26 protein-coding genes are annotated in these 22641 nt (G+C 69.0%); 17 read left to right on the top strand and 9 right to left on the bottom strand.

Annotated features, from left to right (window positions below):
• Positions 1-48: 48 nt before the first annotated feature.
• The 7 genes from ACTHJJ_RS06350 (at position 49) to ACTHJJ_RS06320 (ending at position 5357) form a co-directional block, all read left to right on the top strand.
• Positions 49-567: a hypothetical protein gene (locus ACTHJJ_RS06350; RefSeq protein ID WP_440302094.1), complete on the top strand. Its 519-nt coding sequence runs from the start codon at positions 49-51 to the stop codon at positions 565-567.
• A gap of 223 nt (positions 568-790) precedes the next feature.
• A complete protein-coding gene (locus ACTHJJ_RS06345) occupies positions 791-985 on the top strand; it encodes a hypothetical protein (RefSeq protein ID WP_440302093.1) in 195 nt (64 codons plus the stop codon).
• Between the two features lie 50 nt (positions 986-1035).
• Complete coding sequence (locus ACTHJJ_RS06340; RefSeq protein ID WP_440302092.1) at positions 1036-1497, top strand: phage tail protein; 462 nt, start codon at positions 1036-1038, stop codon at positions 1495-1497.
• 143 nt (positions 1498-1640) lie between these two features.
• Complete coding sequence (locus ACTHJJ_RS06335) at positions 1641-3086, top strand: hypothetical protein (RefSeq protein WP_440302091.1); 1446 nt, start codon at positions 1641-1643, stop codon at positions 3084-3086.
• A 376-nt stretch (positions 3087-3462) separates the two neighbouring features.
• Complete coding sequence (locus ACTHJJ_RS06330; protein ID WP_440302090.1) at positions 3463-3597, top strand: hypothetical protein; 135 nt, start codon at positions 3463-3465, stop codon at positions 3595-3597.
• A gap of 472 nt (positions 3598-4069) precedes the next feature.
• On the top strand, positions 4070-4285 hold the full coding sequence (locus ACTHJJ_RS06325; protein WP_440302089.1) for a hypothetical protein: 216 nt from the start codon (positions 4070-4072) through the stop codon (positions 4283-4285).
• Between the two features lie 700 nt (positions 4286-4985).
• Positions 4986-5357: a phosphotransferase-like protein gene (locus ACTHJJ_RS06320; RefSeq protein WP_440302095.1), complete on the top strand. Its 372-nt coding sequence runs from the start codon at positions 4986-4988 to the stop codon at positions 5355-5357.
• A 192-nt stretch (positions 5358-5549) separates the two neighbouring features.
• Here the strand turns inward: ACTHJJ_RS06320 and ACTHJJ_RS06315 are convergent, their stop codons facing one another.
• Together ACTHJJ_RS06315 and ACTHJJ_RS06310 are read right to left on the bottom strand one after the other, a co-directional pair.
• A complete protein-coding gene (locus ACTHJJ_RS06315; RefSeq protein WP_440302088.1) occupies positions 5550-6251 on the bottom strand; it encodes a class F sortase in 702 nt (233 codons plus the stop codon).
• 8 nt (positions 6252-6259) lie between these two features.
• On the bottom strand, positions 6260-7075 hold the full coding sequence (locus ACTHJJ_RS06310) for a DUF4397 domain-containing protein (protein WP_440302087.1): 816 nt from the start codon (positions 7073-7075) through the stop codon (positions 6260-6262).
• A gap of 156 nt (positions 7076-7231) precedes the next feature.
• Between ACTHJJ_RS06310 and ACTHJJ_RS06305 the strand changes: the two genes are divergently transcribed.
• Positions 7232-7363, top strand: coding sequence for a hypothetical protein (locus ACTHJJ_RS06305; protein WP_440302086.1), 132 nt, complete (start codon positions 7232-7234; stop codon positions 7361-7363).
• A gap of 218 nt (positions 7364-7581) precedes the next feature.
• Positions 7582-7854 (top strand): hypothetical protein, encoded by a 273-nt coding sequence (locus ACTHJJ_RS06300; protein ID WP_440302085.1) that lies wholly within the window; start codon positions 7582-7584, stop codon positions 7852-7854.
• A gap of 440 nt (positions 7855-8294) precedes the next feature.
• Here the strand turns inward: ACTHJJ_RS06300 and ACTHJJ_RS06295 are convergent, their stop codons facing one another.
• The 3 genes from ACTHJJ_RS06295 to ACTHJJ_RS06285 all read right to left on the bottom strand — a co-directional run bounded on the left by ACTHJJ_RS06295 (position 8295) and on the right by ACTHJJ_RS06285 (position 10205).
• On the bottom strand, positions 8295-8762 hold the full coding sequence (locus tag ACTHJJ_RS06295; protein ID WP_440302084.1) for a GNAT family N-acetyltransferase: 468 nt from the start codon (positions 8760-8762) through the stop codon (positions 8295-8297).
• 172 nt (positions 8763-8934) lie between these two features.
• Entirely contained in the window at positions 8935-9423 is a 489-nt protein-coding gene (locus ACTHJJ_RS06290; RefSeq protein ID WP_440302083.1) for a GNAT family N-acetyltransferase, read from the bottom strand.
• A gap of 107 nt (positions 9424-9530) precedes the next feature.
• The gene (locus tag ACTHJJ_RS06285; RefSeq protein WP_440302082.1) at positions 9531-10205 is read right to left on the bottom strand and encodes a Type 1 glutamine amidotransferase-like domain-containing protein; all 675 of its coding nucleotides are present in this window, start codon (positions 10203-10205) and stop codon (positions 9531-9533) included.
• 488 nt (positions 10206-10693) lie between these two features.
• Here ACTHJJ_RS06285 and ACTHJJ_RS06280 point away from each other — a divergent pair, with 488 nt between their 5' ends.
• Positions 10694-11308 carry a YdeI/OmpD-associated family protein gene (locus tag ACTHJJ_RS06280; protein WP_440302081.1) on the top strand — a complete coding sequence of 205 codons (615 nt, stop codon included), beginning with the start codon at positions 10694-10696 and terminating at the stop codon, positions 11306-11308.
• Between the two features lie 932 nt (positions 11309-12240).
• Here the strand turns inward: ACTHJJ_RS06280 and ACTHJJ_RS06275 are convergent.
• Complete coding sequence (locus ACTHJJ_RS06275; RefSeq protein ID WP_440302080.1) at positions 12241-13407, bottom strand: MFS transporter; 1167 nt, start codon at positions 13405-13407, stop codon at positions 12241-12243.
• A 397-nt stretch (positions 13408-13804) separates the two neighbouring features.
• On the opposite strand from ACTHJJ_RS06275, the gene ACTHJJ_RS06270 reads away from it, so the two are divergent.
• The 5 genes from ACTHJJ_RS06270 (at position 13805) to ACTHJJ_RS06250 (ending at position 18307) form a co-directional block, all read left to right on the top strand.
• Positions 13805-14260 carry a hypothetical protein gene (locus ACTHJJ_RS06270; protein ID WP_440302079.1) on the top strand — a complete coding sequence of 152 codons (456 nt, stop codon included), beginning with the start codon at positions 13805-13807 and terminating at the stop codon, positions 14258-14260.
• A 526-nt stretch (positions 14261-14786) separates the two neighbouring features.
• Positions 14787-15143 carry a YciI family protein gene (locus ACTHJJ_RS06265; protein ID WP_440302078.1) on the top strand — a complete coding sequence of 119 codons (357 nt, stop codon included), beginning with the start codon at positions 14787-14789 and terminating at the stop codon, positions 15141-15143.
• A 121-nt stretch (positions 15144-15264) separates the two neighbouring features.
• Entirely contained in the window at positions 15265-16215 is a 951-nt protein-coding gene (locus ACTHJJ_RS06260; protein ID WP_440302077.1) for a serine/threonine-protein kinase, read from the top strand.
• Between the two features lie 330 nt (positions 16216-16545).
• The gene (locus ACTHJJ_RS06255; RefSeq protein ID WP_440302076.1) at positions 16546-17595 is read left to right on the top strand and encodes an SRPBCC family protein; all 1050 of its coding nucleotides are present in this window, start codon (positions 16546-16548) and stop codon (positions 17593-17595) included.
• A 70-nt stretch (positions 17596-17665) separates the two neighbouring features.
• Positions 17666-18307, top strand: a complete 642-nt coding sequence (locus ACTHJJ_RS06250) for a hypothetical protein (RefSeq protein ID WP_440302075.1) — start codon at positions 17666-17668, stop codon at positions 18305-18307.
• A gap of 204 nt (positions 18308-18511) precedes the next feature.
• Here ACTHJJ_RS06250 and ACTHJJ_RS06245 read toward each other — a convergent pair whose 3' ends face one another.
• The gene (locus ACTHJJ_RS06245) at positions 18512-19435 is read right to left on the bottom strand and encodes a DMT family transporter (protein ID WP_440302074.1); all 924 of its coding nucleotides are present in this window, start codon (positions 19433-19435) and stop codon (positions 18512-18514) included.
• Between the two features lie 76 nt (positions 19436-19511).
• Here ACTHJJ_RS06245 and ACTHJJ_RS06240 point away from each other — a divergent pair, with 76 nt between their 5' ends.
• The gene (locus ACTHJJ_RS06240; protein WP_440302073.1) at positions 19512-20471 is read left to right on the top strand and encodes a LysR family transcriptional regulator; all 960 of its coding nucleotides are present in this window, start codon (positions 19512-19514) and stop codon (positions 20469-20471) included.
• 87 nt (positions 20472-20558) lie between these two features.
• Positions 20559-20801 (top strand): DUF1272 domain-containing protein, encoded by a 243-nt coding sequence (locus ACTHJJ_RS06235; protein ID WP_440302072.1) that lies wholly within the window; start codon positions 20559-20561, stop codon positions 20799-20801.
• A 25-nt stretch (positions 20802-20826) separates the two neighbouring features.
• Here ACTHJJ_RS06235 and ACTHJJ_RS06230 read toward each other — a convergent pair whose 3' ends face one another.
• Positions 20827-21621, bottom strand: a complete 795-nt coding sequence (locus ACTHJJ_RS06230; protein ID WP_440302071.1) for a DUF2182 domain-containing protein — start codon at positions 21619-21621, stop codon at positions 20827-20829.
• Positions 21622-21641: 20 nt separating this feature from the next.
• Positions 21642-22244 (bottom strand): DUF1326 domain-containing protein, encoded by a 603-nt coding sequence (locus ACTHJJ_RS06225; RefSeq protein ID WP_440302070.1) that lies wholly within the window; start codon positions 22242-22244, stop codon positions 21642-21644.
• Positions 22245-22641 lie beyond the last annotated feature (397 nt).

The following is a 22641-nucleotide window of genomic DNA, read 5'->3' as shown; positions in this document are numbered from 1 at the left end:
GGTCGTTGACTCCGTCCGTTCTCCCTTACCGCGTCTTACGCTGCTGGCGTGAGCCGTTCGGGCCAGCTTGTAGCCAGTGGATCAGTGCTCGTCGTCGTGGCAGTGCTTTCCGGCTGCGTTAGGCAGGCATGGGTGCCTGCTGCGCCAGCCGCGTCAACGACCGCGGTGGCCGGGTGTCCACCCGTCGTGGTCAAGCCGGGTCAGGGGGTGGCGATCGACTACACCGACTTCGTGGTGCACAACGGCGTCACATACCTCTCCGGGCGGCCGCAGACCGTCACCCCCTCTCAGCTCGGACCCGAACTGTTTCGAGTGTCGTGCACCTTTTCCGAGCTGAACGATCTCACCCACGCCCAACTGCCCGACCCCACCGAGCACTCCGCCGCCTTCATCCCGGCCCAGTCACCGGTATTCGAGCTCAAGAACTGGCCGGCGACGTGCCGGCTGGCGGCCCAGCACCACGGAACGTGGCACGTCTACATCGCCACGAGCGACACGGCCGAGGCAGCGATGTACAAGGAGTGTGGGCTAGAGCCAGAGCCGTCGGCTTCATCCTCGACAGGCTGAGTGAATCTCGCGCTCATGCCGCTGGTGTGACGTCACGCTCTCCCGGTCATTGCACCGAGTGGGCCCGAAATCTGCACCTGGCTCGTTACATCGGCCCTGTTGCCGTCCGCGGTTGGTCCTTGGGTCACAGAAGGTGCCGGGATCCCGGAGCCAGCCCGGGCGGTGGTGCAGCGGTCGGCCCCGGAGACCGGGTGCTCGCCCTGCCCACCTGAGCGAGGAACAGATGCGCGCACTCCTCGACGGCGAGCGGGACCCCGACGCCATGCTGCGCGGCCTGCGCAAGTCCGGGGTCCTGATCGCGCTGAGCCACAACGACCGAAAGATCTACCCGGCGCTCCAGATGCGCGGCGCCTGCGCGACCCGTCGCCGCCGTTGCCTACCGTCCGAGCCTAGACACCGCCGGCGGGGCCGCGGCTAGCCTGTGAAGGAGGCTGGCCGCACGGTCGGCGGCCGAGCAGGAGGTGCGCAATGGCGTACGACGTCGACTTCACGAAGGTCTCGACGGCCGGGCTGGAGTCCTCACCCGTGGCGGAGGCGCTGGCCGGCCTGCGCGCCAACGAGGCTCGCTACTTCAAGAACAAGTACGACCACACCTTCAGCACGCGGCCGGCGCACGAGGCCGACGACATCGTCGACCACGTCGCCCGCGTCCTGAAGGAGGAACGCGACATCGTCATCGCCTCGCCGGCGCTCGAGGCTACGCAATTCGAGGTCGACGGCATCCGCTGGTCCTACGTCTTCTACGAGTCGGGCCTGTCGGTCAACGTGCTCTGGACGCTCGCCGACCAGGGCAAGCGCGCCGTCGGGTTCAAGCTCTCCGACGGCATGGAGGTGCCCGACGAGCTGGCCGCCTTCAAGTTCGCGCGGCAGAAGTCCAAGCTCGCCGGCACGATCCGCGGCTCCTACTTCGTCATCAAGGGCGACTACTGACCCGAGCTCGCCGCTGGGAGCAGGCCCGGCCACGTCGGTGAAGTTGCTGGGAATGCGGCCCTCGACTGCGCGCACCTCCTTGACCGGGCCGCGGGTCCGCCTATCGTCGAAGGACGCGACCCTCCTCCCGTGAGCGAGCCTCGATGACGGCCGAGTCCACCGCAGCGGCACCCGAGGCGCTCCCCGGCGCCCGCGCGGGCGGGCAGCCGCCCCGCTGGGCCGTCATCACGGTGGTGCTCGTCCTGGCCGTCCTCGTCACTGACGCGTTCGCCCAGGCGCTGTGGCCGCTCCTGCGCGCCGACGACTGGCCCTACCTGCTGCCGGCCCACACCCCCGGCACCATCGACAACTGGGCCAAGAACCTGCGCGAGGGCCGATGGCTCAACTACCTCTGGTGGCTCGCGATCGGCCAGCACACGACCCCGACGTGGGCGTCGGTGACGCACGTGACGGCATACGTCCTCTTCGTCGCCGGACTGTGGCGGCTGCTGTGGCGCGACGACCGGCGCACGCACTGGGCGGTTCAGGTGCTGGTCGGGCTGGCCCTCTTCGCGTCGGTGACATGGGTGCAGCTGCTCTACTGGCCCGCCACGCAGGTCTCCTCCGCGATCGTGGCGGCCGGCGGAGTGTGGACCCTGCCGTTCGCCGCCCGGAGCGGCGGGCGGCTCGCCGGGTGGCTGCTCGCCGTCACCGTGCTGTCGGTGCTCAGCTATCCGCCCGTGGCGCCCGTGCTCTTCCTCGCCGCCGTCGTGCACCTCGGCCGTATGCCGTGGCGCCGGCTGCTGCTGCTCGCGCTCGGATGGGTGGGCAGCTTTGCCGTCGGCGTGGGCGTCATCTACCTCGTCAACTGGCTCGCCTTCGGGCACTTCGGCGTCGAGATCGCCGCCTGGCGGCACCCGAACCCGCTGCACGACCTGGCCAGCCTGCGCACCAACGTCCGCCGCGCCGCCCGCTCCGCCGTCGATCTGCTGCGCCTCTCGCCCGTCGCCACGGTGGCCGGGCTGCTGGCGGTCGTCGCCGGCTTCCTCAGTCCGGTGGTGCGGCCACTCATGGCGCGTCTCGTCGCGGCGCTGGCGGTGGTGGCCGCGCTCGAGGCGGCGCAGACCGTGGTCACCGGCGTGGTGACCATGCCGCGCGGGGAGCTGTGGACCTGGCTCGCCCTCGTCCTCCCGGCGGTGCTGCTGCTGCATGACCCGGGGGCCTGGTCGCGGGTCGGGCTGGGTCTGCTGGCCGTCCTGGCCGTCGTCGGCCTGACCACGTGGCGCACCGACGTGGTCGGCCACCAGCAGACCCGGCAGCAGTACGACGCGATCGTGGCCGCCGCGACGGCGCCCCGCCCCGATGGGCTGCGGCCGGAGGTGGTCTTCTACCAGGACCACCGGGGCCGCACGACCCTGCCGGGTCAGACGATGGCCGGCGTCCTCTGGATGATGGTCCGCGAGAGCCAGGACCGCGTGCCGCGCTGGTGCAGCGGGCCGGAGTGCACGCAGATCGCCCGGGCCGCGTCGGGCGGCAGGGGCTTCGTGGTGCGGGTCGGCTCGGTCGTCGGCGTCGTCGTGCCGCCGCCACCGGACTGGGTCAAGGGCTGAGCTGAGGGCTGCCCGGGTGGCGGGTGGCGACGGCTACTTGACCGAACCGGCCGTCAGGCCGCCGACGAGTCGTGGCGGATACGTGTTCGAGGTCCGCCGACGACTTCCCTGCCGATGGTGGCGCCGGCTGGCCTCGGACCGGCGTCATGGCCGCACCGAGGCCGATCTGCTCACGCACGCAGAACAAGTTCTGGCGCGGATTGCCGAGCGAGGGCGCTGAGCGTCGCTGACGACGGAGGCCGGCCTTCCCTGCTCACGACCGGGGTGTAGTGGCCGGCAACCCCTGACCGAATACTGGGGAATCACTTGACGCGGGGTGGTTCTGGAGCCGAGCCTGTGGTTCCGGGGAGGGCCGGGATTGAGGGGGCGGCGGCCGATGACGACGAATCTGAGGGGCAACGGGGGCGGTTTGCGGGACAGCGGCGGCAGGATCGCCATGGCGATAGTCGTAGGCCTGTTGCTGGTGCTGGTGATCGTTGCGATCGTCAACATCCTCGCCGCGAGGGTCTGAACCGATGCGGCAGCACCTCCGGGACGGTGTTGACACTGCGAACCTGAGGCGGGTTGGCTCCCGGACCTCGAGGGCCGGGCAGTTGTTCCGCGGACTCTCGAATGCGAACGTCGTCATCGACGCGCGCGGCGCGCTCGCGCGCGCCCTCGACGACGCGGGGGTGGCCTTTCTAGGCCTCGCCCAGCGGCTGAACGGTGGCGTGCCCCGATAGGGCAGCGACCCCCTTCCGCCGTGCACTGAGCGGTGGGATGAGGGTCTGGTTTATCGGCTGAGTCTCCGCGGCCTCCTCGACGCGACCGCGCTCCTGCCGAGTCGCACTCGCCTTCTGTGAATGCGCTGCTCGCACGGCGCGGGACGCAGAGCGACGCGACCGGTGCTCGACGTGCGGGGGAGAGCGGGCGTTAACCGGCCGTAACGGGGGTATATCGCGCGTGCCCGTCCTTAGAGGCCCCGCGACAGGAGACACCCCGAGATGACCGCAACGGCCGACAGCCCCCCAAAGCACGACGAGCGACGACTGCGTGACCTCGCGTCCCGACACGGGCTGGCTGTGATGCGCTCATCGAGCGCCGACCGCTACCACCTCGTGAGGCGGGAGGGGAACTGGACCGTCCTCGCTGAGGTCACGCTCGAGGACATCGACCAGTTCTTGATGGACCTCCACCCCAGATTCGGCCATTGGATGTGACCCGGGGGCGACCTCGCCCCTCATGAGCGCGTCGGTCGCTTACACGGAGGGCCAGACCTTTCAACCCGTGTTCGTCCCGAGCATCGCTTCCGGGCGCCGTTGCTGCGGGGCGAGAAGGATTAGGCCTCGCAGATGTGTCTATCGCGCGATTGGGTGATGCTCGGGGGCCTACGGGCGATGGGCCGGATTGGCGCGCGCGCATGCATAGGGAGAGCCCCAGAGCGGCCTGCCCGATCAGGAGTAACGCGCCAGAACGGGTAGTGCCGCTCTGCCAGCGACCGCCCGACGCCGGAGAGACCTCGAGCTGAGTTCCGTCTTTAGCCTGGGGACGTGGTACCACGGGCGACCCGATATTCGTCCTCGTGCGCTGGGCAATGACACTTTGACGACCTAGGTTGATATGTGCGTCTCACTGTCCGTTGCACGGCCCTTCGAAGCGCGGCCCATGAGCAGGAATCTCGCCGGCGGCCACTGTGCGAGGCCCACCCCGAAGATCACGCTGAAGAAGATCAGCAGCCCGAGTCTGAAGTTGTCCGACCGATCCGAGAGGTATTCGAGTTGCACGGCGATCCCGATTCCCGCGATCAGCTTGGTCCAAAGGCCACGCCGGCGCTCGTGGCGCGACGGATGCTTCGTCCGCGGACTATGAGGGTCGTTCAACGACGAGACCCGTGACGCGGACGGCTCGCCACGCTCCAGGATCCACTACGGCGAGGCCGGCGAACGACTACTGACCGGGATGCGTGCCGCGGTCAACGCGCTATTGGCTACGGGCAACAACGTCATCCTCGACGAGATGCCCGTCGACGATTCGATCATGCCCGCGTGGCGTCGAGACCTCCGTGCTGCCGCGACGTTCTGGGTGCGGCTAACGGCCTCACTCCCTGTTCTCGAGCAAGGTGAACGGGCTCGGACGAAGGGTCAGCAGCTGGGCAACTCCCGCGGACACTTCGACGTGCAGGCTGGCGACGACTGGAATCTCATCATCGACACCGACGACCTCACGCCATCCGAGACGGCCGCAAGAGATCCTGAAGGAGCTGGGCGGCGTCGCCTAACCGCCCAGTCGTGAGCCCGAGGTGTTTACCGGATGCGCCGGTCGGAGGACGTTCATCCCACCATGCCGCAGGCCGCCTGTGGTCGCCTGCGCCATCTGCACCGCCTCCGCCGGACGTGATGCTGCTGGCAACTGGGTTGGGGCCCTGGGCCCCGACGTCTCAGCGCCTGGCCGGACACGAGCCGACCACTTGGCCGACCTGCCGGGTCATGCCGGGCGTGCCACGACCACGACGTTCGCGTCGTAGCGACGGTGCACGGGGTCGAACCGGCCGCCGCAGGTGACAAGGTGCAGGGTCGGCGGGCCGTCGGTCCGGAACAGCGCGGCCAGGTCCAGGCGCGTCTTGCGCACCGCCTGCACCTCGGTGACGACGTAGCGGTACGACGTGGAGCCGGTGGTCACGACCACCGTATCGCCGGCGGTCACGTCGGCGAGGCGGCCGAGAGGACCGGTGCCGTACCACGGCTCGTCGAGGTGGCCTGCGATGACCGTCGCTCCCTGCGGGTCTCCGGGGAGCGAGCCGAAGCGGTACCACCCGGCTACGGCAGGGCTGCGGGGCAGGGCCATGTCGCCGTCGGCGGCGACTCCCACCGGGACGACCGGCATGCGGAGGCCGACCCCGTCGATGGTGAGGGCCGTCGGCGGTGTGGGAGAGGACGCCGCGCTCGGGAGCCCCGCCGGGGTCACCCCGAGCGCGGGCGCGGCCGTCCCCACGGCGGTGCGGTCCGGGGTGGCCGGTGGCGAGAGCGTTGCGGGACTGCTGGACGTCGGGGCTGGACCGCGCATCGCCGCGCTGAGGGCGGCGGCGTCACCCGGCTGAGCGCGCGTGACCCAGAGGACCAGCAGGCCGGCCACGAGGGCGGCGACCAGCGCGGCCGCCGCCCTCGCCGGGCTGACTCTTGTGCGCACCGCGACCGTCAGCGGGTCGGGACCGCGCGACGACGGAAGAGGAGCACGGCACCCGCGCCGAGAGCCGCGGCACCGCCGACGGCGGCGTCGCGGGCGAGGTCGGCCCCCGCCTGTGCCTGGCCGCCCTCACCGGCGGGGATGCCGCCCGGGGCCGAGTGCATGCCGCCGATCGTCTGGACCGCCAGTTGCAGCTTGTTGTCCTTGGCGCTGCCCCACGCGTAGACGATCGTGTTCATGCCCTCCTTGAGCGTCAGGTCGGCCGGGCCGATGGCCACCTTGGAGGTGCCGGCGAGCACGACATCGGCCCTGACGGTACCGGCGGGGACCACACCCGTCGCCTGGTTGGGGTTGGTGAGGTTCTTGAATACCGGGGTGCGACCGGCCCTGACGTCCACGGCCGGCGCGGCCGCGTCGTGACGGACGGTGATCCGAGCCTTGCCAGCCGGCACCATCGAGGTGTCGTTGACGTAGGGCGTGAGCTCCGGCGTGCCGGACGCGTCGAGGTGGGCGACCACCGTGACGTTGGCGCCGCCGGGGACGCTGACGCCGTTGGCCTGCATGATGGCCTTGCCCGAGGGTCCAGCCCCGGCGGCCGTGACCTTGAGGTTGTAGCTGCCCGCGGGGAGCATCAGCGGGTTGGTCAGGGTGCCGGGCTTGAAGTTGGTCAGCAGCGCCTTGCCGTTGGCGTAGACGTCGACAGTCGCGCCAGGCACCGCGTGCAGGATCGAGACCGTGGCCTCCGAGGCGGCGTGGGCCGGCAGGGCGCCGGCAGCGAGCGGGGCCAGGGAGAGTGCGGCGACAGCCGCGATACGAGGGATCTTCACGAGGGATTCTCCTTGCTCTGGTCTTCCGATTCGGTGAGGAAGCGCGAGGCCACGGTGGCCGTCGCTAACTGTTGTTCGGCGCGAGGCGCCGTTCGGATGGGTCCAACCCACGACAACTTTCGGAGCGTGGCCATCGGCCGGAGGCCGAGTCGAAGTGTGACCATCCGTGACCATCCACCGGCGGGTGGTGCGGCCGCCGGTGGGGCGCTTTCCGCTCACCAGCAGATCGACCTGCGCGAGCGCTGGGACGCGCCGACGACGGCGGGCAGGTCCGAGCGCACCCGGTAGCGGACCCGCAGCGTGCGGCCCGCCGGGCGGGAGCGAGCCGGGGCAGCCGATGGCTATCCCAGATGGTCAGCCGGCGGCGTCCAGCGTCCTCAACTGCCGCGCTGAGGACGGCTACGCCAGGAGGTTGGCCCCGTGCCGCGCCGTCATACACGAAGGGGGGACGACGCCGTAGGGAGAATGAGGCCGCGCTGATCTTTGAGGTTTGCCATCGTTCGGCCATGACGTCGCTGCTGGATGAGATGCTCGCCGCTCGCGGCAGTTGGACCGGGGCGCGCCTGACCGACTGGTATCCGGATGGGCAGCTCGCCAGACGCATCCGTGAGGCCATGCAGGGTCAGGGGAACTGGGTAGCCGATGCGGAATTCGGTCGGAGCTTCCGCGACAACATCGCATCGGTTCCGGTCACCGATCCGCTCGCTTGGGCGAACCGACGGATCGAGCTGCCTGACGGGCACTGGTGCGTGCTGAGACTGCCTCTCCTCAGCACGTGACGTACGCGAGTGGGTGACCCGGGGATTTCACCTCGCGCTGACCGGGAACAGAGGAGCATGTGAAGAGGCGGGCAGCGTCGTCGGCGGCGCGCTGACACGCGGACCCGGGGCGCGGTAGGTGGGCTGCCCGAGAGGGTGACGGTGGCAGGAGGAGTGATGGCGCGGACGAAGAAGAAGCTCCCATGGATGTGCCGGATGGGCCGGCATGACTGGGAGGTCGTGGGCGGCACTGACACCCTGCACGCCACCCGCTGTCGGCGGTGCAAGGAGTGGGAGACGGTACGAGGAGTACAGCCTTGGGCTTGAGCGAAATATTCGCCTAGGCATGGGACTCCTTTCAGGCTGTCCCGGGCCTCCGTCGTGATCCTCCCCTCTAGTTGAGTGAGTCGGCCGATACGCCGGAGGTCGCGCGGACACCGGTCTTGGGACGCGCCGCTGGGTCAGAGGATGAGCTTCATCCGCGGCGCGGAGGTGAGCACGAACCCTTCCCTCTCGTAGATCCGCCGGCCATCCGAAGTTGCGCTCAGGTCCACACGGTCCGCACCGACCGAATCGGCCCACGCGACGACGTGCTGAACCAGCAGGGTGGCGTACCCGTGGCCACGATGCTCGGGGACCGTGACGACGTTGGCCAGTCGTACCGTGCGACCCCGAGGGCAGTACGGATTCGGAACGCCGAGCTCCAGGGTTCCAATCGCTGTCGCGACGATGACGTCGTCGACCACGATCACCGGGAAGCAGGCCGCCTCTTGGTTTGAGACAGCGTGTCCGAACCATCTACGGGCATGGCCCGGCCATGACTGGCCGTTGTCAATTTCCTCGTCGAAAAGCAGAGCCCATAGCGGGAGCAACTGTGCGATGTCGTGGATGGTCGCAGCCCGAAGATGTCCCAAGCTCGCCTGCGTCATGGCGTCATGCTGACAGCGTTTCGCGACCGGTGGCCACTCGCCATCGTCCATCGTCGTGAGAGGCCCGTATGCCGCGTGGCTGGCGCTCATGTGGCCGGTCCGTCCCTACCTGGCCATGAGGCAACATCGGATCCCCTGCCGTGCGCGGGCTCGTGCGGAACGGTGTGCGCCGCTAGCCGTCTGGTGACGCGCCGAGGTGCACGATGCGCCTACCCTCGTCGATGAATCCGCGGGCCTTGTAGTAGCGGCGCAGATGACTGACGTCCCGTCCGTTGGGAGCGATCACGACTTCCAGCGTGCCGGCGCCGTTCATCCGGGCCCATCTGACCGCGTCACCGACGAGCGCCGAACCGGCGCCATTGCCTCGATCTTCCGGCCGGACGTAGAGATCCTGTAGTTCTGCAACGAGACCTGACTCCAAGATCAAGCGGACCGTAGTGAGTGCGAAACCGATGATGGCGTCGGCTGTCGCGGCTACGGTGATGTTCGCCTCGGTCTGATCGAGAAACGCGCGGAACCGTCCAGGCAGCGCGTCCTGGACAGGGGCGAAGCCGTCCTCTTCATAGAACGCCGTCGTCAGGTCCACCAAGCTGGGGACGTCCTCCAGGACCGCCGGCCTCAAGGCGACCGCGGCCGGTGTCATCTCGCTGTCCGCGCACACGGCTACAGCATGCCGGATGGTGGGGACTGAGACGCCGACGCCGCTTTAAGTGACCAAGGGTTGGTCATGCGCTCAGCCGCCCCCGGCTCGCCGGCAAATGCCCGCATCTAGTGTGGACTCTCTTCAGGAAGGCGCCTCCAGCGCCCCTCAGACACCACGTGCGCTACCCCGTCGACGACCCGGATCGCAGACTGGTCGTCGAGGACGTACACGGGGACGCCGATCTCCGCAGCCCACGTCTCCGCATTGGCCATCGTGTTCTCCGGGAACACATCGAGATGCGGAAAGATCGAGAAGTCGACGACGCCGAGCGTGCGGTCGTCCGCCGCGCCCGGCCACTCTACGAAGTCGGCACCGATCCGCGGCGTCATCACCATGCTGCCGGCGCTCACGCCCACCCAGACCGTGTCGGACAGCGACGGCAGGAGGGCCGCCAGCCCGGACTCCTTCATCCAGTGGCACAGGTATGTGGCGTCGCCACCGTCGACGAGGAGCACGTCGGCGGCACGAATCCACGGCACCCAGCGTTCATCGCCGATCGTCGGCAGCGCCGTCAGCTCGAGCAGGCCGAGTGAGTTCCACGACATCGAGGTCATCCCGCCCCACGGCGGCAGACCAGCGACGAACCCGCGCGCCGAGACCGGCCCGCACATCGGATGACCCCACTGTGCGGTCGGGATGCAGAGCGCGCTTGCCTCGTCGACCGGCTTGCCCAGGAGGTCGACGAGCGCCTCACGGATGCTCGGGTTCGTGATTCCCCCGGACGTGAGTAGCAGCTTCACGGTGACCACTGAACCACAGGGAAGCGGCCGCCATCCATGGACACACGGCGGCGTTGCCGATCACCCCTGCCCAGTGTGTCGCCACGATCCCGAGCCCATCGCGCGGTCTCACCCGGGCATCTATTGCTGAGCGGCGCGAGGTCGCAACCAAGACCCAAGCGGGGACCAAGAACAGCGCTGAGGCACCCAGGATGAGAAGCGAGTACGGGAAGAAGATCCAGCTCAGGACGCCTGCCCAGAACAAGCCGTACCCGCAGATCGCCGCCCCAAAGAGCGCGATCGCAGCGCCCACGAAGCGAGAGGGCCTGGTTAGCGGTCGGATGCCCGGCAATCCAAGTCCCCTCCGTCAGGGCGCTCAAGGGCGTACTCGTTCACGCCAGTCTGCCCTACCAGGGCGGACCATCCTGCCGAGTTGCGCGCCTCGATGCAGGTTCGCGGTCGGCCCGTATGGGGAACGCCGGCTGTATGGGCGTGCGAAGGTTGGACGTGTGAGTGACGAGCTGCTGGCCTTGACTGTCGCGGACGGCGCCGCGTGGCGCGCCTGGCTCCACGAGCACCACGGTGATGAACGCGGCGTGTGGCTGACCTTGGCGAGGAAGGGCGCTGCCGCGCCCACGAGCCTCACCTATGATCAGGCGCTTGAGGAGGCGCTGTGCCACGGATGGATCGACGGGCAGATCCGCAGCGGCGATGAGTTCAGCTACCGGCAGCGCTTCACGCCCCGCACTGCGCGCAGCGGGTGGTCAACGCGCAACGTCGCAACCGCTGAGCGGCTTATAGCGGAAGGGCGCATGCAGCCGTCCGGACTCGCCGCGGTGGAGCGCGCCCGGGCTGACGGCCGTTGGGACGCCGCGTACGCCGGACCGGCGAGCATCGAGGTGCCAGCAGATCTCGCGGCAGCCCTCGACTCGCACCCTGCGGCGCGGACGATGTTCCAGAACCTCAACGGCCGCAATCGCTACTCGGTCCTCTACCGCATCGAGACTGCGAAGCGTCCCGAGACCCGAAGTCGACGCATCGAGCAGTTCGTCGCCATGCTGGGGCGGGGAGAAACCATCTACCCCAACAGCGCCAGGGACCAGGAAGATCACCGCGACGCGTAGCCTCCCGAGACCGTGGCAAGCCCGCGCTCGCGGATCCGGAGGTGCGTCGCGTGCCATCACTCGCGCGCGAAACGCACCGTCTGCCGCGAGCCGGTTCACCCCTAGGGCGTGGCCCTCGGTCCGGCACCTGAGGGACTGCCTCTGACATCAATGCCGACGTGCGGCTACCTGCCGCTGTACACCGGGAAGGCGCTGTTGTCGCCGTAGTCCTGAAACGGCAGGCGGCGCAGCACGTCCATGTCGTCTTCCGAGATGACGAAGTCCACTTGGGCGTGGCAGCATGGGCCGCCACCGAGCTCACGCCGACCGCTCCCGTCGCGCCGGTCGTCGACCCGGCATCGCACGTATGACCATGGCCACTGACTGACATCCGCTCTAGCTATTCATCACCTGGGCACACACCAGAGCAGCATCCGCTCGTGCCACGCTCAGTGCGAATGGGGCTGGGCCAAGGCCGGCGCCAACCGAAAACTCAGGGCCGCCCGCCTCATTCTGGTCGTACCCTGCAGGAGTGCCAGAGCGGATCATGTACGTCCAGCTCAAGACCGGGCACGATACGGATCGTGGGCCGGCTTGGATCGCCCGTGTGCGGTTCACGCGTACTTGGCGGACTGCCTACGTCCATGGGAGAACCCTTCACCGAGTGACCGGGACCGCGCGGGCCAACTTTGACTCGAACTTCTATGACGTCGACACCGGGGAAGAGTTCTGGATATCGGGCCCGAAGCGCGATCGTAGTGACGGCCGCTACTCCAAACGACAGCCACTCGTCGACGACGACGCTCGGGAAGCGTACGCGGCATTTCTTGCCGGCGCACCGCTACCAGGCCGGGAGAACGGCTAGCGGATCAACGCCGTCGTATGCCGCGTGCAGCAAAGGCGGCGGACGCGGCCGGAGGATTGTGGCGCAGAATGTCCAGCGAGCCCAGGAGTCAGGGTGCGGATGCGCCGGCGCGGCGGCCGAATCGCCACATCGCCACCGCTCCGGCCAGTGGTCCCGGCGCGAGCAGCAGGAACGCGAACTGCCATCCGACGTGGGCCGCCAACACCGCGGCTAGCTGGATCGTCACGACGGTGAGGGCGAACCCGACGGCAGTCTGGACGGTCAACGCCGTTCCGACGAACCGTTGATCAACGCTCTCGCTCAGGGCGGTCGAGAACACGCCGGAGTCGGCGATGACCGCGGCGCCCCAGACGGCGAGGAAAGGGACGAGCGCCTGCACTGACCAGGTGAACGCCCAGGGCGACACCAGGCAGCAGGCGCCGCTCACGACGAGGGCCGACGTCGCCGCGAACGACCGCCCGCATCGGTCGGCCAGGACACCGTCGATGAGGGCGCCGGCGGCACCAGCGAGCCCGATGACGGCGAAGGTGAGGAGGCTGACCACCGGCCCCTGGCCACCGCGTCCGCTGGCTTCTCGGCTGGCCAGGAGGAACGCCGACAGCCACGTCCAGAAGGCATAGAGCTCCCACATGTGACCGAAGTAGCCGAGATTGGCCAGCCGGGGTCTGCGCTCGCGGAACACCTCGAGGGCGTAGCGGCAGTGGGGGCGGGCGCCCACGCTCAGCAGCGGCCCCGGACGTACGTGTGTCCAAGCGACAGCGGCCGCAAGGAGGGTGATGCCCGACGCGACGAGCATGACACCGCGCCACGGCAGCGGTCCGACGCTCGCGACGAGGTGAGGCATCGCCGACCCGAGCGTCAGGGCCCCAATGAGGACACCGAAGGCACGGCCCCGGTCGGCCGAACCGACCCACGAGGCCGTCAGCCTCATACCGACCGGGTAGACGCCAGCGAGAAAGACCCCGGTCACGGCCCGCAGCGAAACGGCCACTGCGAGGCCTTGGGCGGTCAATGCGAGAGCGGCCGTGCACGTCGCGGCACCAAGTGCGCATGCGGCCATGAGGCGCTGGGGGAGCACGCGGTCCGCGAGCCCAAGGGTGCTCGAGGTCACCGCGCCCACGGCGAAGCCCAGCTGCACCGAGGCAGTGAGCCAGACGGCCGACGTGGTCGACAGGGCCCACTCGGCCCGGAGGCTGGGTGCGATCGCCGTCGCCGAGAACCACACGGCCAGCCCCAGCACCTGCACGAGCGCCACGAGCCGAAGCTGCGTGGGGCCGGCCCCGTGGATCCGGGCACGTACCGAACCGCCCTGGCGTCCATCGCGGGACCCACTCGGCGGTTCATGCGCCCGAGGACCGCGGCGTTCGCCGGTAGGTTCACCGAGTCGCGCGTCCTCGGGACGGAGCTCCATCCCCGAACAATGGCACGCCCGGAGGCGCGACCGCGCCTCCGGGATCGTCGAGGTCGGCCGTGACAGGGCTTCACACACGGTCTGACTCGTCTGCAGGTGCGTACGAATGTCGCCACCCAATGCGCTCACTCAAGCTCTGGGTGGCAGTTACGCTCGACGCATGAGGCTGGCTCGGCGAGTGCGGGGGCCGATTGCCGGGGCAGTCGCGGCTTTGCTCCTCACCGGATGCGGGAATGTGGTTGTGCCACAAGCAAAGTCGGCGCGCATCACCACGGGCGTGGCCATCGTCGAGGCGTACCCGACCCCGGCTGCCTCCCATACGCCGACCGAGCGGGCACCCGACGACTTCAAGGTGCAGCGCCGGACCTGGGGCGGGATATGCGCGGGCGGCCCCTGCGGCAGCACCCTGATGGTCTTTGCCTCCGGCCAGTGGGTCCTCAGCTCGGAAGGCAAGATCACGACCGGCACCCTGCCGCCAGAGCAGGTCGTCGCTCTGACCGTGGCGGTCCGCACCACCCAGTTGCACCGGGCCACCGGCAACACCGACTGCGCGGCAGCGCACGACGGTATGTCGGTGGCGTACACATGGACCGTCGCCGGCACCTCGGGAACCGCCTCGTCGTGCGAGCACCCGATCAACCCGAACGACCCCCTCACCATCGAGGTCGAGCGCGTCGCCCAGGACATCACTTCCTGACGTGTGGTCTCGCTGCCCGTCACGGAGATGGCCCCGCTCACGGAAGCGCCGGCGAGGATGAGCAGGGCGCCAGTTCCGGCGACGGAGAGCCCACCGGCGACGGTGACGCCCCCGCAATCGCTCGGGCCGCCGCCGGTGCGGACGCGCTTCGCATCAGTGATCGGCACGTTCGCGTTGACCGAGCCGCCACAGAGCGTGACGTTCTGCGCCCCGGTGGCCGAGACCGCCCCGTTCAGCGCCGATCCGATGGACACGAAGCTCGCACCTGACCTACTCAGTTTCCGCGTGAGGGCTGGTCGGCGCCACACCAGCGAGCCGCGGAGTCTCGTGTCAGCCGGGCGACGCTCGCCGGGTACCGAGCCACGCTCAAGCTGGGCGCGTCGACCGCGATGTCCGTGCAGTGTTCTCCGTTGCCGCGCCAAGCTCGGTGCCAGATTTCTGTGAAGCGTGTCGGATGCATCCGTCACCGTTCGTGGAGTAGGTATGAAAGCGGACCGGCCGGTCCGCCAGAGCAGAAGGAGCAGTCATGGCCGAGTACCTCCTCTACTTCAACCAACAGTGGGTGGGCGACCACACCGAGGAGTGGTTCCGCGGGCGCGCACCGCTCGCCATGGCGGTCGTGGACGAGATGAAGGCGGCGGGCGTATACGTCTTCGCAGGGGGGCTGGAGGAGGACGGCCCGGTCTACAGCGCCGACCCCACCGGAGACACCGCCGGAATCACCGACGGACCCTACGTCGAGACGAAGGAGTTCTTGGGCGGCTTCGCCGTGGTGGATGTGGCCGACGACGAGACCGCGAAGATGTGGGCTGGCAAGATCGCCCAGGCGTGCGGGTGGCCGCATGAGGTTCGCCGCTTCGGGCGGCAGCCGCAGGCCGGGTGAGCCACAGAGGCTGAGGACGTCGTCGGAGTCGGCGGTCACGTAGCATGGCCGAGGACGAAGGCTCACCGGCCTGTCAAACGACGCGCACCTTCTGTCTCGGAAGGGCCTCGGTGCTCGTGACATGAATCGTCTCTGTGAGGGCTTCGTGCTGGCTGGCCGCTACCGCCTCGAGAGCCGGATCGCCTCGGGCGGCATGGCCGATGTCTGGTGCGCCACCGATGACGTCCTGCAGCGCACGGTCGCGATCAAGATCATGCGGCCGGACGTCGGCCACGAGGAGCTGTTCGCGCTTCGGTTCCGCGATGAGGCGGTTCACTCGGCAGCGCTCAACCACACGAACATCGCGACGGTCTTCGACTACGGAGAGGACGACGGCCTGGCCTTTCTCGTGATGGAGCATGTCCAGGGGAAGACCCTGTCGGCCGTTCTGGCCGAGCGCGGCCCGCTGCCGCCCGCCGAGGTCCGGTCCATCCTGGGCCAGGCGGCGCTCGCGCTGGGGATCGCGCACGAGCACCGCGTGGTCCACCGCGACGTCAAGCCCCCGAACATCCTCGTGCGCGAAGACGGGCTGGTGAAGCTCACTGACTTCGGCATCGCCCGTGCGCTCGACGCATCGGGACACACCCAGCACGGCGAGATGCTCGGCACACCCAACTACATCAGCCCCGAGCAGGTGCGCGGCGAGCCGGCCACCGGCTCGAGCGACCTCTACGCCCTCGGAGTGGTGGGCCACGAGATGCTGTCGGGCGATCGTCCGTTTGATCGGGGCACGCCCATAGCCACGGCGCTTTCCCACCTCAACGAGCCACCACCGGAACTGCCGGATGGTGTCCCCGAAGACCTCGCCGCGCTCATCCAGGACTGCCTGGAGAAGGATCCCACCAAGCGGCCGCCCAACGCTGCCGCCGTCGCCCTCAGACTGGGCCTCGGCGACCATGACCTCATCGGTCTGGCGCTCGGGCTCGCGACGGCCCTCAACGGGCAGAGCCACGACCTGCCCGAGGACCTCGCGGCAGCGGTCGACGAGTTGACGCCGACTAGATTCGTGGTGAGTCCGGCAGAGCCCGCGTGAGCGGATGAGCCTGTCCGCCCTCGAGGGCACGGCGTAGCGCGCCTCTGTTCGCTTGGACGATGAGAGGCCGCTTGTAGCAGGGCTTCTCGTCCGTCCCTGGGCATCGGGCCCATTCGCGAGACCGCAGCGGTCATGTCCGGCAGACTCGGCCGCGTGCGCAACGTCCTCCGCGGGCTCCTTGGCGACCAGCTGAGGCACAGCCCGGAGCCACCGCTCCCGAGCAGCATGGACGTGCGACATCGGGTGCTGATCGATCGCGACCCAGAACTCGTCTGGCAGACGCTGACCGCCTCGGCCCCAGCTCCATCCGTCGAAGGCAACGTTTGCGTCGTGCCTGTGGCCGTGGGCGATGACCGGTCCCGGCCTGCCCTTGCGAGCCTATGGCGACGGCCCAACGGCCGACTGCGGGCGGGCCTCGCGCAGGTCGTCTCGGACGAACCGGGCCGTGTGGTGGCCCAGTCGATCCACGGTCCCGATGCAGTCACGCTGACGACGACCGGCACCGCCATGGACGGCCGCTGCCTGATCGAACAGCGACTGCACGGCTCGCTACCCGGCTATGCACGTGACGGTGTCGCCGAGCATGCGCTCCTGTGGCTGCAACGCAGCCTGATCGTCCTGAAGGAGCGCCTCGAAGAAGCGCCTGGGGCCGGCCGGAGGCCCGAACCAGATCGGCATGCGGGTCACCGCTACGGGCCGGCGCTGACCGCCGAGCTCGAGGCGCTCGACACCGCCCTCACCACCTCCGGTCTGGTCCCCGTCAACCACGACGAGGTCGTCGAGATCGCGGTGCCACCCGATCAGGTCTGGGAGCTGCTCACCGACGCCGGGATCGAGCACCTGCTCCGGCCATGGACGACGCGCGCGACTCGGGTGGCCATACCTGGAGTGGCGTCGGATGTGCTCGTCGCCGTCCACGCAGAAGATGAAGGCAAGCTGTCGGTCACCGCGTCGCAGGTCGTCGAAGAGACTCGACCCTCCCGAATCGTCGAACGGAACCTGACGTCGGAGTTCGAGCTCAACATCGTCACCCAGCTCGCGCCCACCGGAGACGGGTGCCGCCTGACCGAGTCACTCGCCGGGTCACTGCCGGAAGGGGCGGGCTCCCTGTCAGGTGCCGGTCCCGCCGCCGGGCTGCTTCGCACCCGTCTGGCCGCGATCAAGTATTTCGCAGAGGCCGGGGTCCGTCCCGCCCGTGACCCTCGCACGGGCTTCCTACCACCCGGCTTCGACGCGCCGGAAAAGCCTGCGTTGCCGCACGTCCCGTCGCCGGTCCTCCTGCCGCCGCCGCACCTACCGATCGCGGTCCCTGTCCACCGCCCGCGGTTCGATGACCACCTGCCGTTCCTCCCACTCGAGCTGCCGCCGTTCGGGTTCTGACTACGCCGAGACCGCGGCCTGCCGTCCCAGAATGTCCCACCTGCCGTCATCCGCCGATTGCCGCTTCTCCGTGACGTACACCTTCATACTGGTGCTCGTGTGGGCCCACCTGCAGAACTGGATCGTCCAAGACGGCGAGATTCCAGAGCTGCACGGGGGTGCCGCGCTTCGCGACCACGCCCTGCGCGCAGCGTGCTGGAGCATCGAGGAGTCGAGCGGGCCGGAGGGCTGCACCGAGCTGCCAGGGCGAGACCCGTCGGGCGACGACGCCCCGCACTACGAGCTCACGGGCACCGTCGAATGGGGCCAAGAGCCGAGCAGTGTGCTGCTTCGAGTCGGCGCGTTCCAGGTCCTGGCTGAGCCGCAGACCGTCCGGCGCGTACCGGGAACCTCGCGTAGGGACTTCGCGCTGGAGCGGTACTCGCCCGACTTCTTCGTTCCCGCGCCGGGTGCTCGGGTCTCCGTCATATGCCGGCTCGAGGTGATGGCGGCATACGAAAGCGAGGACGGATTCGGCCACGCCGACATCCGACGGGACTGGCTCGTCCGGCATCTCAAGATTCAGCGCCGGCCGTTTGTGCCCGTCTCGTGGCACGAAGCGGAGTTCAATCTCGGCAAGGTCGCACGGGTGGACAGCATTGAGCAAATGCATGCGTGGGCCGACGAGGACGGCGACGATCACGTCACCTACCTGCTCGACTTGCAGCCATGACTTCAGGGCTCGTGCTCGGAGACGGCGGACACAGCCCGAACCACGGGGGAGTACTGCTGCCCGATGCGCTCCGGTGGGTCTTTCGTCCCGATCAGGACCTGGGCGGCAGGAACGTGAGCCCAGGTAGACGCGGCGCCCCGCCGCACTCGACGGCGGCCGCCATAGTGACCGCAGCGACGAACCGGTCGCGCCGCCGCGCCTCTCCTAGGCCTGCGTGGCTTCGAGCACCGGACCGGCCCCTCCGGCAACGGGGGCCGCTGTCATGGGAGATGGCTTCCGACGGCGGGTCGGCCACTGGATCAAGGCGACCGCACCCAGGACCATGACCCCTCCGAGGGCCTGAGTGACGGCCAGCGGCTCGCGGAACACGATCGCGGCGCCCACGATGGTGACGACGGGCTCGATGATCGACAACAGGGAGGCAACTGTCGGACCGACGCGAGCCATGCCGGCGAAGAACAGCAAGATCGCCGCGACCGTGCTGACGAGCGCGACGGCTGCCAGCCAGCCCCAGGCGGATGGGGCGAGGTTCAGCGAAGGACCCTGCCCGAAGACGGTGACCGCGGCGCAGCTGGCAAAGGCACCGACACAGACGAGTGCGGTCAGCGGGACGGGACGCACGTCGCCCACCACGCGGTCACCGATGAGGATGTAGCCGCAGTAGACGACGGCCGAGCCGAATGCCAGCACGGCGCCGACCACGTCGAAGCCGCCGGCGCCGCCGAGGACGAAGACGATCCCGGCGAGGGCCATGACCAGCGCTATGAGGCGCCGCGTCGACGCGCGCTCGCGACCGATGAAGATGGCCGTGATCATGACCAGCACCGGGTAGACGCAGAACACCAGCGCCACTCGCGAGGCTTCCGTGCGCGACACCGCGGCCAGGTACAAGCCAGACTGGGCGGCATAGCCGAAGGCACCCATGCCCAACCCCGCGAGGATCGCTCGTCGGCTCAGCGCCCGGAAGGCCCCCGCCGCGACGGCGATGGACACGAGGATCAGCCCGGCCAGACCGAACCGCACCACCAGCAGCTCGCCGACCGTCGCACCTGCCGCGTACGCCAGTTTGGCGAACACGGCCATGAGCCCGAAGCCGACGGCGGAGAGCAGGCAGAAGAGAGGTCCCACGCGAGCATCCTCGGCGCTCCACACTGTTCACGTCCATCGCACCTTTTGGAGCCGCATTGTCCGTAGAATCTGAACAATGCTCGATCTTCACCGCCTTCGCCTCCTTCGTGAGGTCCAAGAGCGCGGGACCATCCACGCGGCCGCCGCGTCCCTCGGCTACTCGACGAGCGCGGTCTCCCAGCAGCTCGGCGTCCTCGAACGCGAGGTCCGAGCACGGCTGCTCGAGAAGGCGGGCCGCAACGTCCGCCTGACTCCCGCTGGGCTCGCGCTTGTCGCGCGGGCCGACATACTGCTGTCGGAGGCCGAGGCCGCGGAGGCAGAGGTGGCCGAGGTCGCCGCGGGCCGGCTGGCTGGGGTGGTCCGCGTCGCCGCGTTCCAATCGGCGGTGCTTCGTATCGTGGCGCCCGCGGTCCACGCGCTCGCCACCACCCACCCGGACATCGTGGTCGAGGTCACCGAGGCCGAAGTCGAGCAGGCCACACCTGCGCTGCGGCTGCAGCACCTCGACGTCGTGGTCGGTGACGAGTACGACGATCAGCCGCGGCCCATCTACGACGACCTTCGCCGCGCGACCCTGCTGCGCGAGCACATCAACCTCGTCCTTCCCGAGGGGCATCCGGCGGCGGCCAGGGCGCATGTACGCCTCACGGACCTCTCCGAGATGCGCTGGGCTGCATGCCAGCCCGGGACCGGGCATCACAACATGCACCTACGCGTATGCCGCCAGCTCGGCGGTTTCGAGCCCCGGGTTCGGCACACGTCTGACGACTTCCTCATCCTTCTCGAGCTCACCCGGACCACCGGTTCCGGGGCCCTGTTGCCGGACCTGGTCCACGCGCATACGGCCCCCGGCGTCGTGGTTCGCGAGCTCGCCGAAGGCACTCTTCAGCGCCACGTCTACGTCCTCACGCGCAAGAGCTCCACACCCACCGTGAAGGCCGTGGCGCAGGCCCTTCATGCGGCTGCCCAAGCAGAGTCCGGCCCGTCCAGTGCGGCGACGAGCTGGAAGAACCGTGCGCGGTCCGCTGATAGATGAGCGCCTGATCCTGCCGCTAGGCGCGGCGAACAGGCGTACAGCTCCGCAGTTCGAGGCATCGTCCAGGATCGTTGGAAGACTGGTGGCATGTTGGAACTGCGCCCGAGCTGTGAATGCTGCGATGCCGACCTGCCACCAGATTCACTGGAGGCGATGATCTGCACCTTCGAGTGCACGTGGTGCGCCCGGTGCGTGGAAGTGTGCTTGGCACGTGGGTGTCCCAACTGCGGCGGGGACCTGCAGCGCCGCCCTGTACGGCCGGCTGCTCACCTCCTCGTTCATCCGGCGTCCGCACGGCGCGTCGTGCAGCCGGGATTGCACCGGGCCTGACGAGCCGGGCGTCGGTCGGTCGGATTCACATCGGGCCGCCCGGGATCGTCAACCAAGGCAACGCGTTCGGCGCTGTCACGAGCAGGACGGCGAGGACCAAGAGGACTCCAGCGACCCCCAGCGTCACGCGTCGCCAGGGGAGCGTCTTCTCGATGGCAATGAGCCCCGCTACGAGGGCCATCCAGGACAGGCTCATCAGGCCCAGTGCGAAAAGTGATGCCATGAGCGCCCAGCAGCAGCCGACGCACCACGCCCCATTGCGCACGCCCATCTTCACGGCGCCGACCGGTCCGTCTCGCCAGGAGCCCAGCAGGGCGCCCAAGGGGCTGCGGCAGGCCCGTAAGCAGACATCCTTGAATGGGGTGAGCTCGTATGCGGCGGCCAGCCCGAGCGTTGCGGCGGCGATTGCGCGTCCGGCGTGGTCCCAGCGCAGGGCGTCGCCGAGGGTCGCGCTGGCGAGCACGCCGACGAGGTAGGCGACCAGGCCGGCGGCCATCCAGGTGAGCAGGTATCCCGCGACGAAAAGCCAGGGTGCGAGCGGGTTGCTCCGCGCCGTGAGCCGCGTGAAGAGGGCGATGGTGGGCGCCACGGAGGGCAGCATCATCGCGGCCATCATCACGACCCAGACACCGAGGAACCAGGCAACGGTGCCCAGGCTCGACCAGGGCCCGGCGTCCATGCCCTTCATCGCGCGGCCGGCCCAGAGCCAGCCGAGCCCGGCCAGGGCAAAGAGCGTGACCACCAGGCCGAGTCGGGCGCGCATGGCGGCGTAGGCCGGGGCGAGACCACCTGCGTCCCCGCGAGAGGCTCGGATGTCCATCGGGGAGTGCCCGCAGTCGGTCAGGCGGCCCAGGTGAAGTCGGACGTGGACAGGCCCGTCTTGCCCTCGTAGGTGATGCCAAAGGCGTTGATCCGCGTGCGTCGGGCCTCGGCCATGGTCAGGTCAGGTCCGACGGGGTGGAACATCCCGTTGAACCGCACCGGCTGGCCCGTCTCCACGCCGAACGGGACGATGTCCTCGATCTCGAAGTCGATCGTGTCGCCGACCTTGACGGCGTGGAGCAGTCCGTCATCCGTGATCTCGATGGCCGCCCGCTCGACTCCGACCACCTCGCCGACGAGAGGTGCGAGTGCACCCATCGGGCCGCCGAGCTGGCCCCCGAAGAGCTTGACCAAGCCATCGAACTGATCATCGCTGGCCCCGTCGTCGATGTAGACGCCGAGGCGCCAGTTGCCGTCGGTCATCACCTTGGGAGTGTCCGCGATCAGCACCACCCGGCGCCCGCTGACGTCCGTGCCTTCGACCTGCCCCTCGCGGATGTTGAAGACGAGCGTGACGCGACAGAAGTCGTACGTCGCACCGTGGTCGAACGAGAGGTTGCAGGGACACATGAGCTCGCACGAGCAGGTCTCCATGTAACTGCCTCGCAAATTCCATGCCATGGCAGACACCTTCCTTCGTGACGCCTCCCTGCTAGTGATGTTCTCGCCGGTCGCCGGGTGGGTCAACGGCACAAAACGGACGGCATAACGTGGGCAGGCCGAAGCCGCCGAGCTCGGCCCGTGCCTCGGCTCAAAGCAGGTGACGTTCCTTGTTGGGGCAGAACCCGGCGACCGCCTGCGCCAGCATCTCGCTGGCCTCATGTGCCGAGGCGCCGGTGTCCTTCGAGATGACCGAGATGACCACCTCGCCGAACCGGTGGGTCCCTCGGACAGCAGATCGCAGTAGTGGATGTCGGACGTGGCGGGCTAGCACCTCGGGTTCGTCAGCCGTGTCAACGAGTCTCTTCGATATGGAGATCCGCGATGGCGCTGAGTCGGGACCGCATCTGCGAGGTGA

The organism is Intrasporangium sp. (assembly GCF_051961875.1).
GTDB lineage: Bacteria > Actinomycetota > Actinomycetes > Actinomycetales > Dermatophilaceae > Intrasporangium_A.
This window is presented reverse-complemented; position numbering and strand designations above follow the sequence as displayed.

Excerpts from the sequence above, each read along its gene's own strand:
- ACTHJJ_RS06345 (WP_440302093.1), top strand. The coding sequence starts at position 791 with ATGCGCGCACTCCTCGACGGCGAGCGGGACCCCGACGCCATGCTGCGC.
- ACTHJJ_RS06340 (WP_440302092.1), top strand. The coding sequence starts at position 1,036 with ATGGCGTACGACGTCGACTTCACGAAGGTCTCGACGGCCGGGCTGGAG.
- ACTHJJ_RS06335 (WP_440302091.1), top strand. The coding sequence starts at position 1,641 with ATGACGGCCGAGTCCACCGCAGCGGCACCCGAGGCGCTCCCCGGCGCC.
- ACTHJJ_RS06330 (WP_440302090.1), top strand. The coding sequence starts at position 3,463 with ATGACGACGAATCTGAGGGGCAACGGGGGCGGTTTGCGGGACAGCGGC.
- ACTHJJ_RS06325 (WP_440302089.1), top strand. The coding sequence starts at position 4,070 with ATGACCGCAACGGCCGACAGCCCCCCAAAGCACGACGAGCGACGACTG.
- ACTHJJ_RS06300 (WP_440302085.1), top strand. The coding sequence starts at position 7,582 with ATGACGTCGCTGCTGGATGAGATGCTCGCCGCTCGCGGCAGTTGGACC.
- ACTHJJ_RS06295 (WP_440302084.1), bottom strand. The coding sequence starts at position 8,762 with ATGACGCAGGCGAGCTTGGGACATCTTCGGGCTGCGACCATCCACGAC.
- ACTHJJ_RS06265 (WP_440302078.1), top strand. The coding sequence starts at position 14,787 with ATGGCCGAGTACCTCCTCTACTTCAACCAACAGTGGGTGGGCGACCAC.
- ACTHJJ_RS06260 (WP_440302077.1), top strand. The coding sequence starts at position 15,265 with ATGAATCGTCTCTGTGAGGGCTTCGTGCTGGCTGGCCGCTACCGCCTC.
- ACTHJJ_RS06240 (WP_440302073.1), top strand. The coding sequence starts at position 19,512 with ATGCTCGATCTTCACCGCCTTCGCCTCCTTCGTGAGGTCCAAGAGCGC.
- ACTHJJ_RS06235 (WP_440302072.1), top strand. The coding sequence starts at position 20,559 with ATGTTGGAACTGCGCCCGAGCTGTGAATGCTGCGATGCCGACCTGCCA.
- ACTHJJ_RS06230 (WP_440302071.1), bottom strand. The coding sequence starts at position 21,621 with ATGGACATCCGAGCCTCTCGCGGGGACGCAGGTGGTCTCGCCCCGGCC.
- ACTHJJ_RS06225 (WP_440302070.1), bottom strand. The coding sequence starts at position 22,244 with ATGGCATGGAATTTGCGAGGCAGTTACATGGAGACCTGCTCGTGCGAG.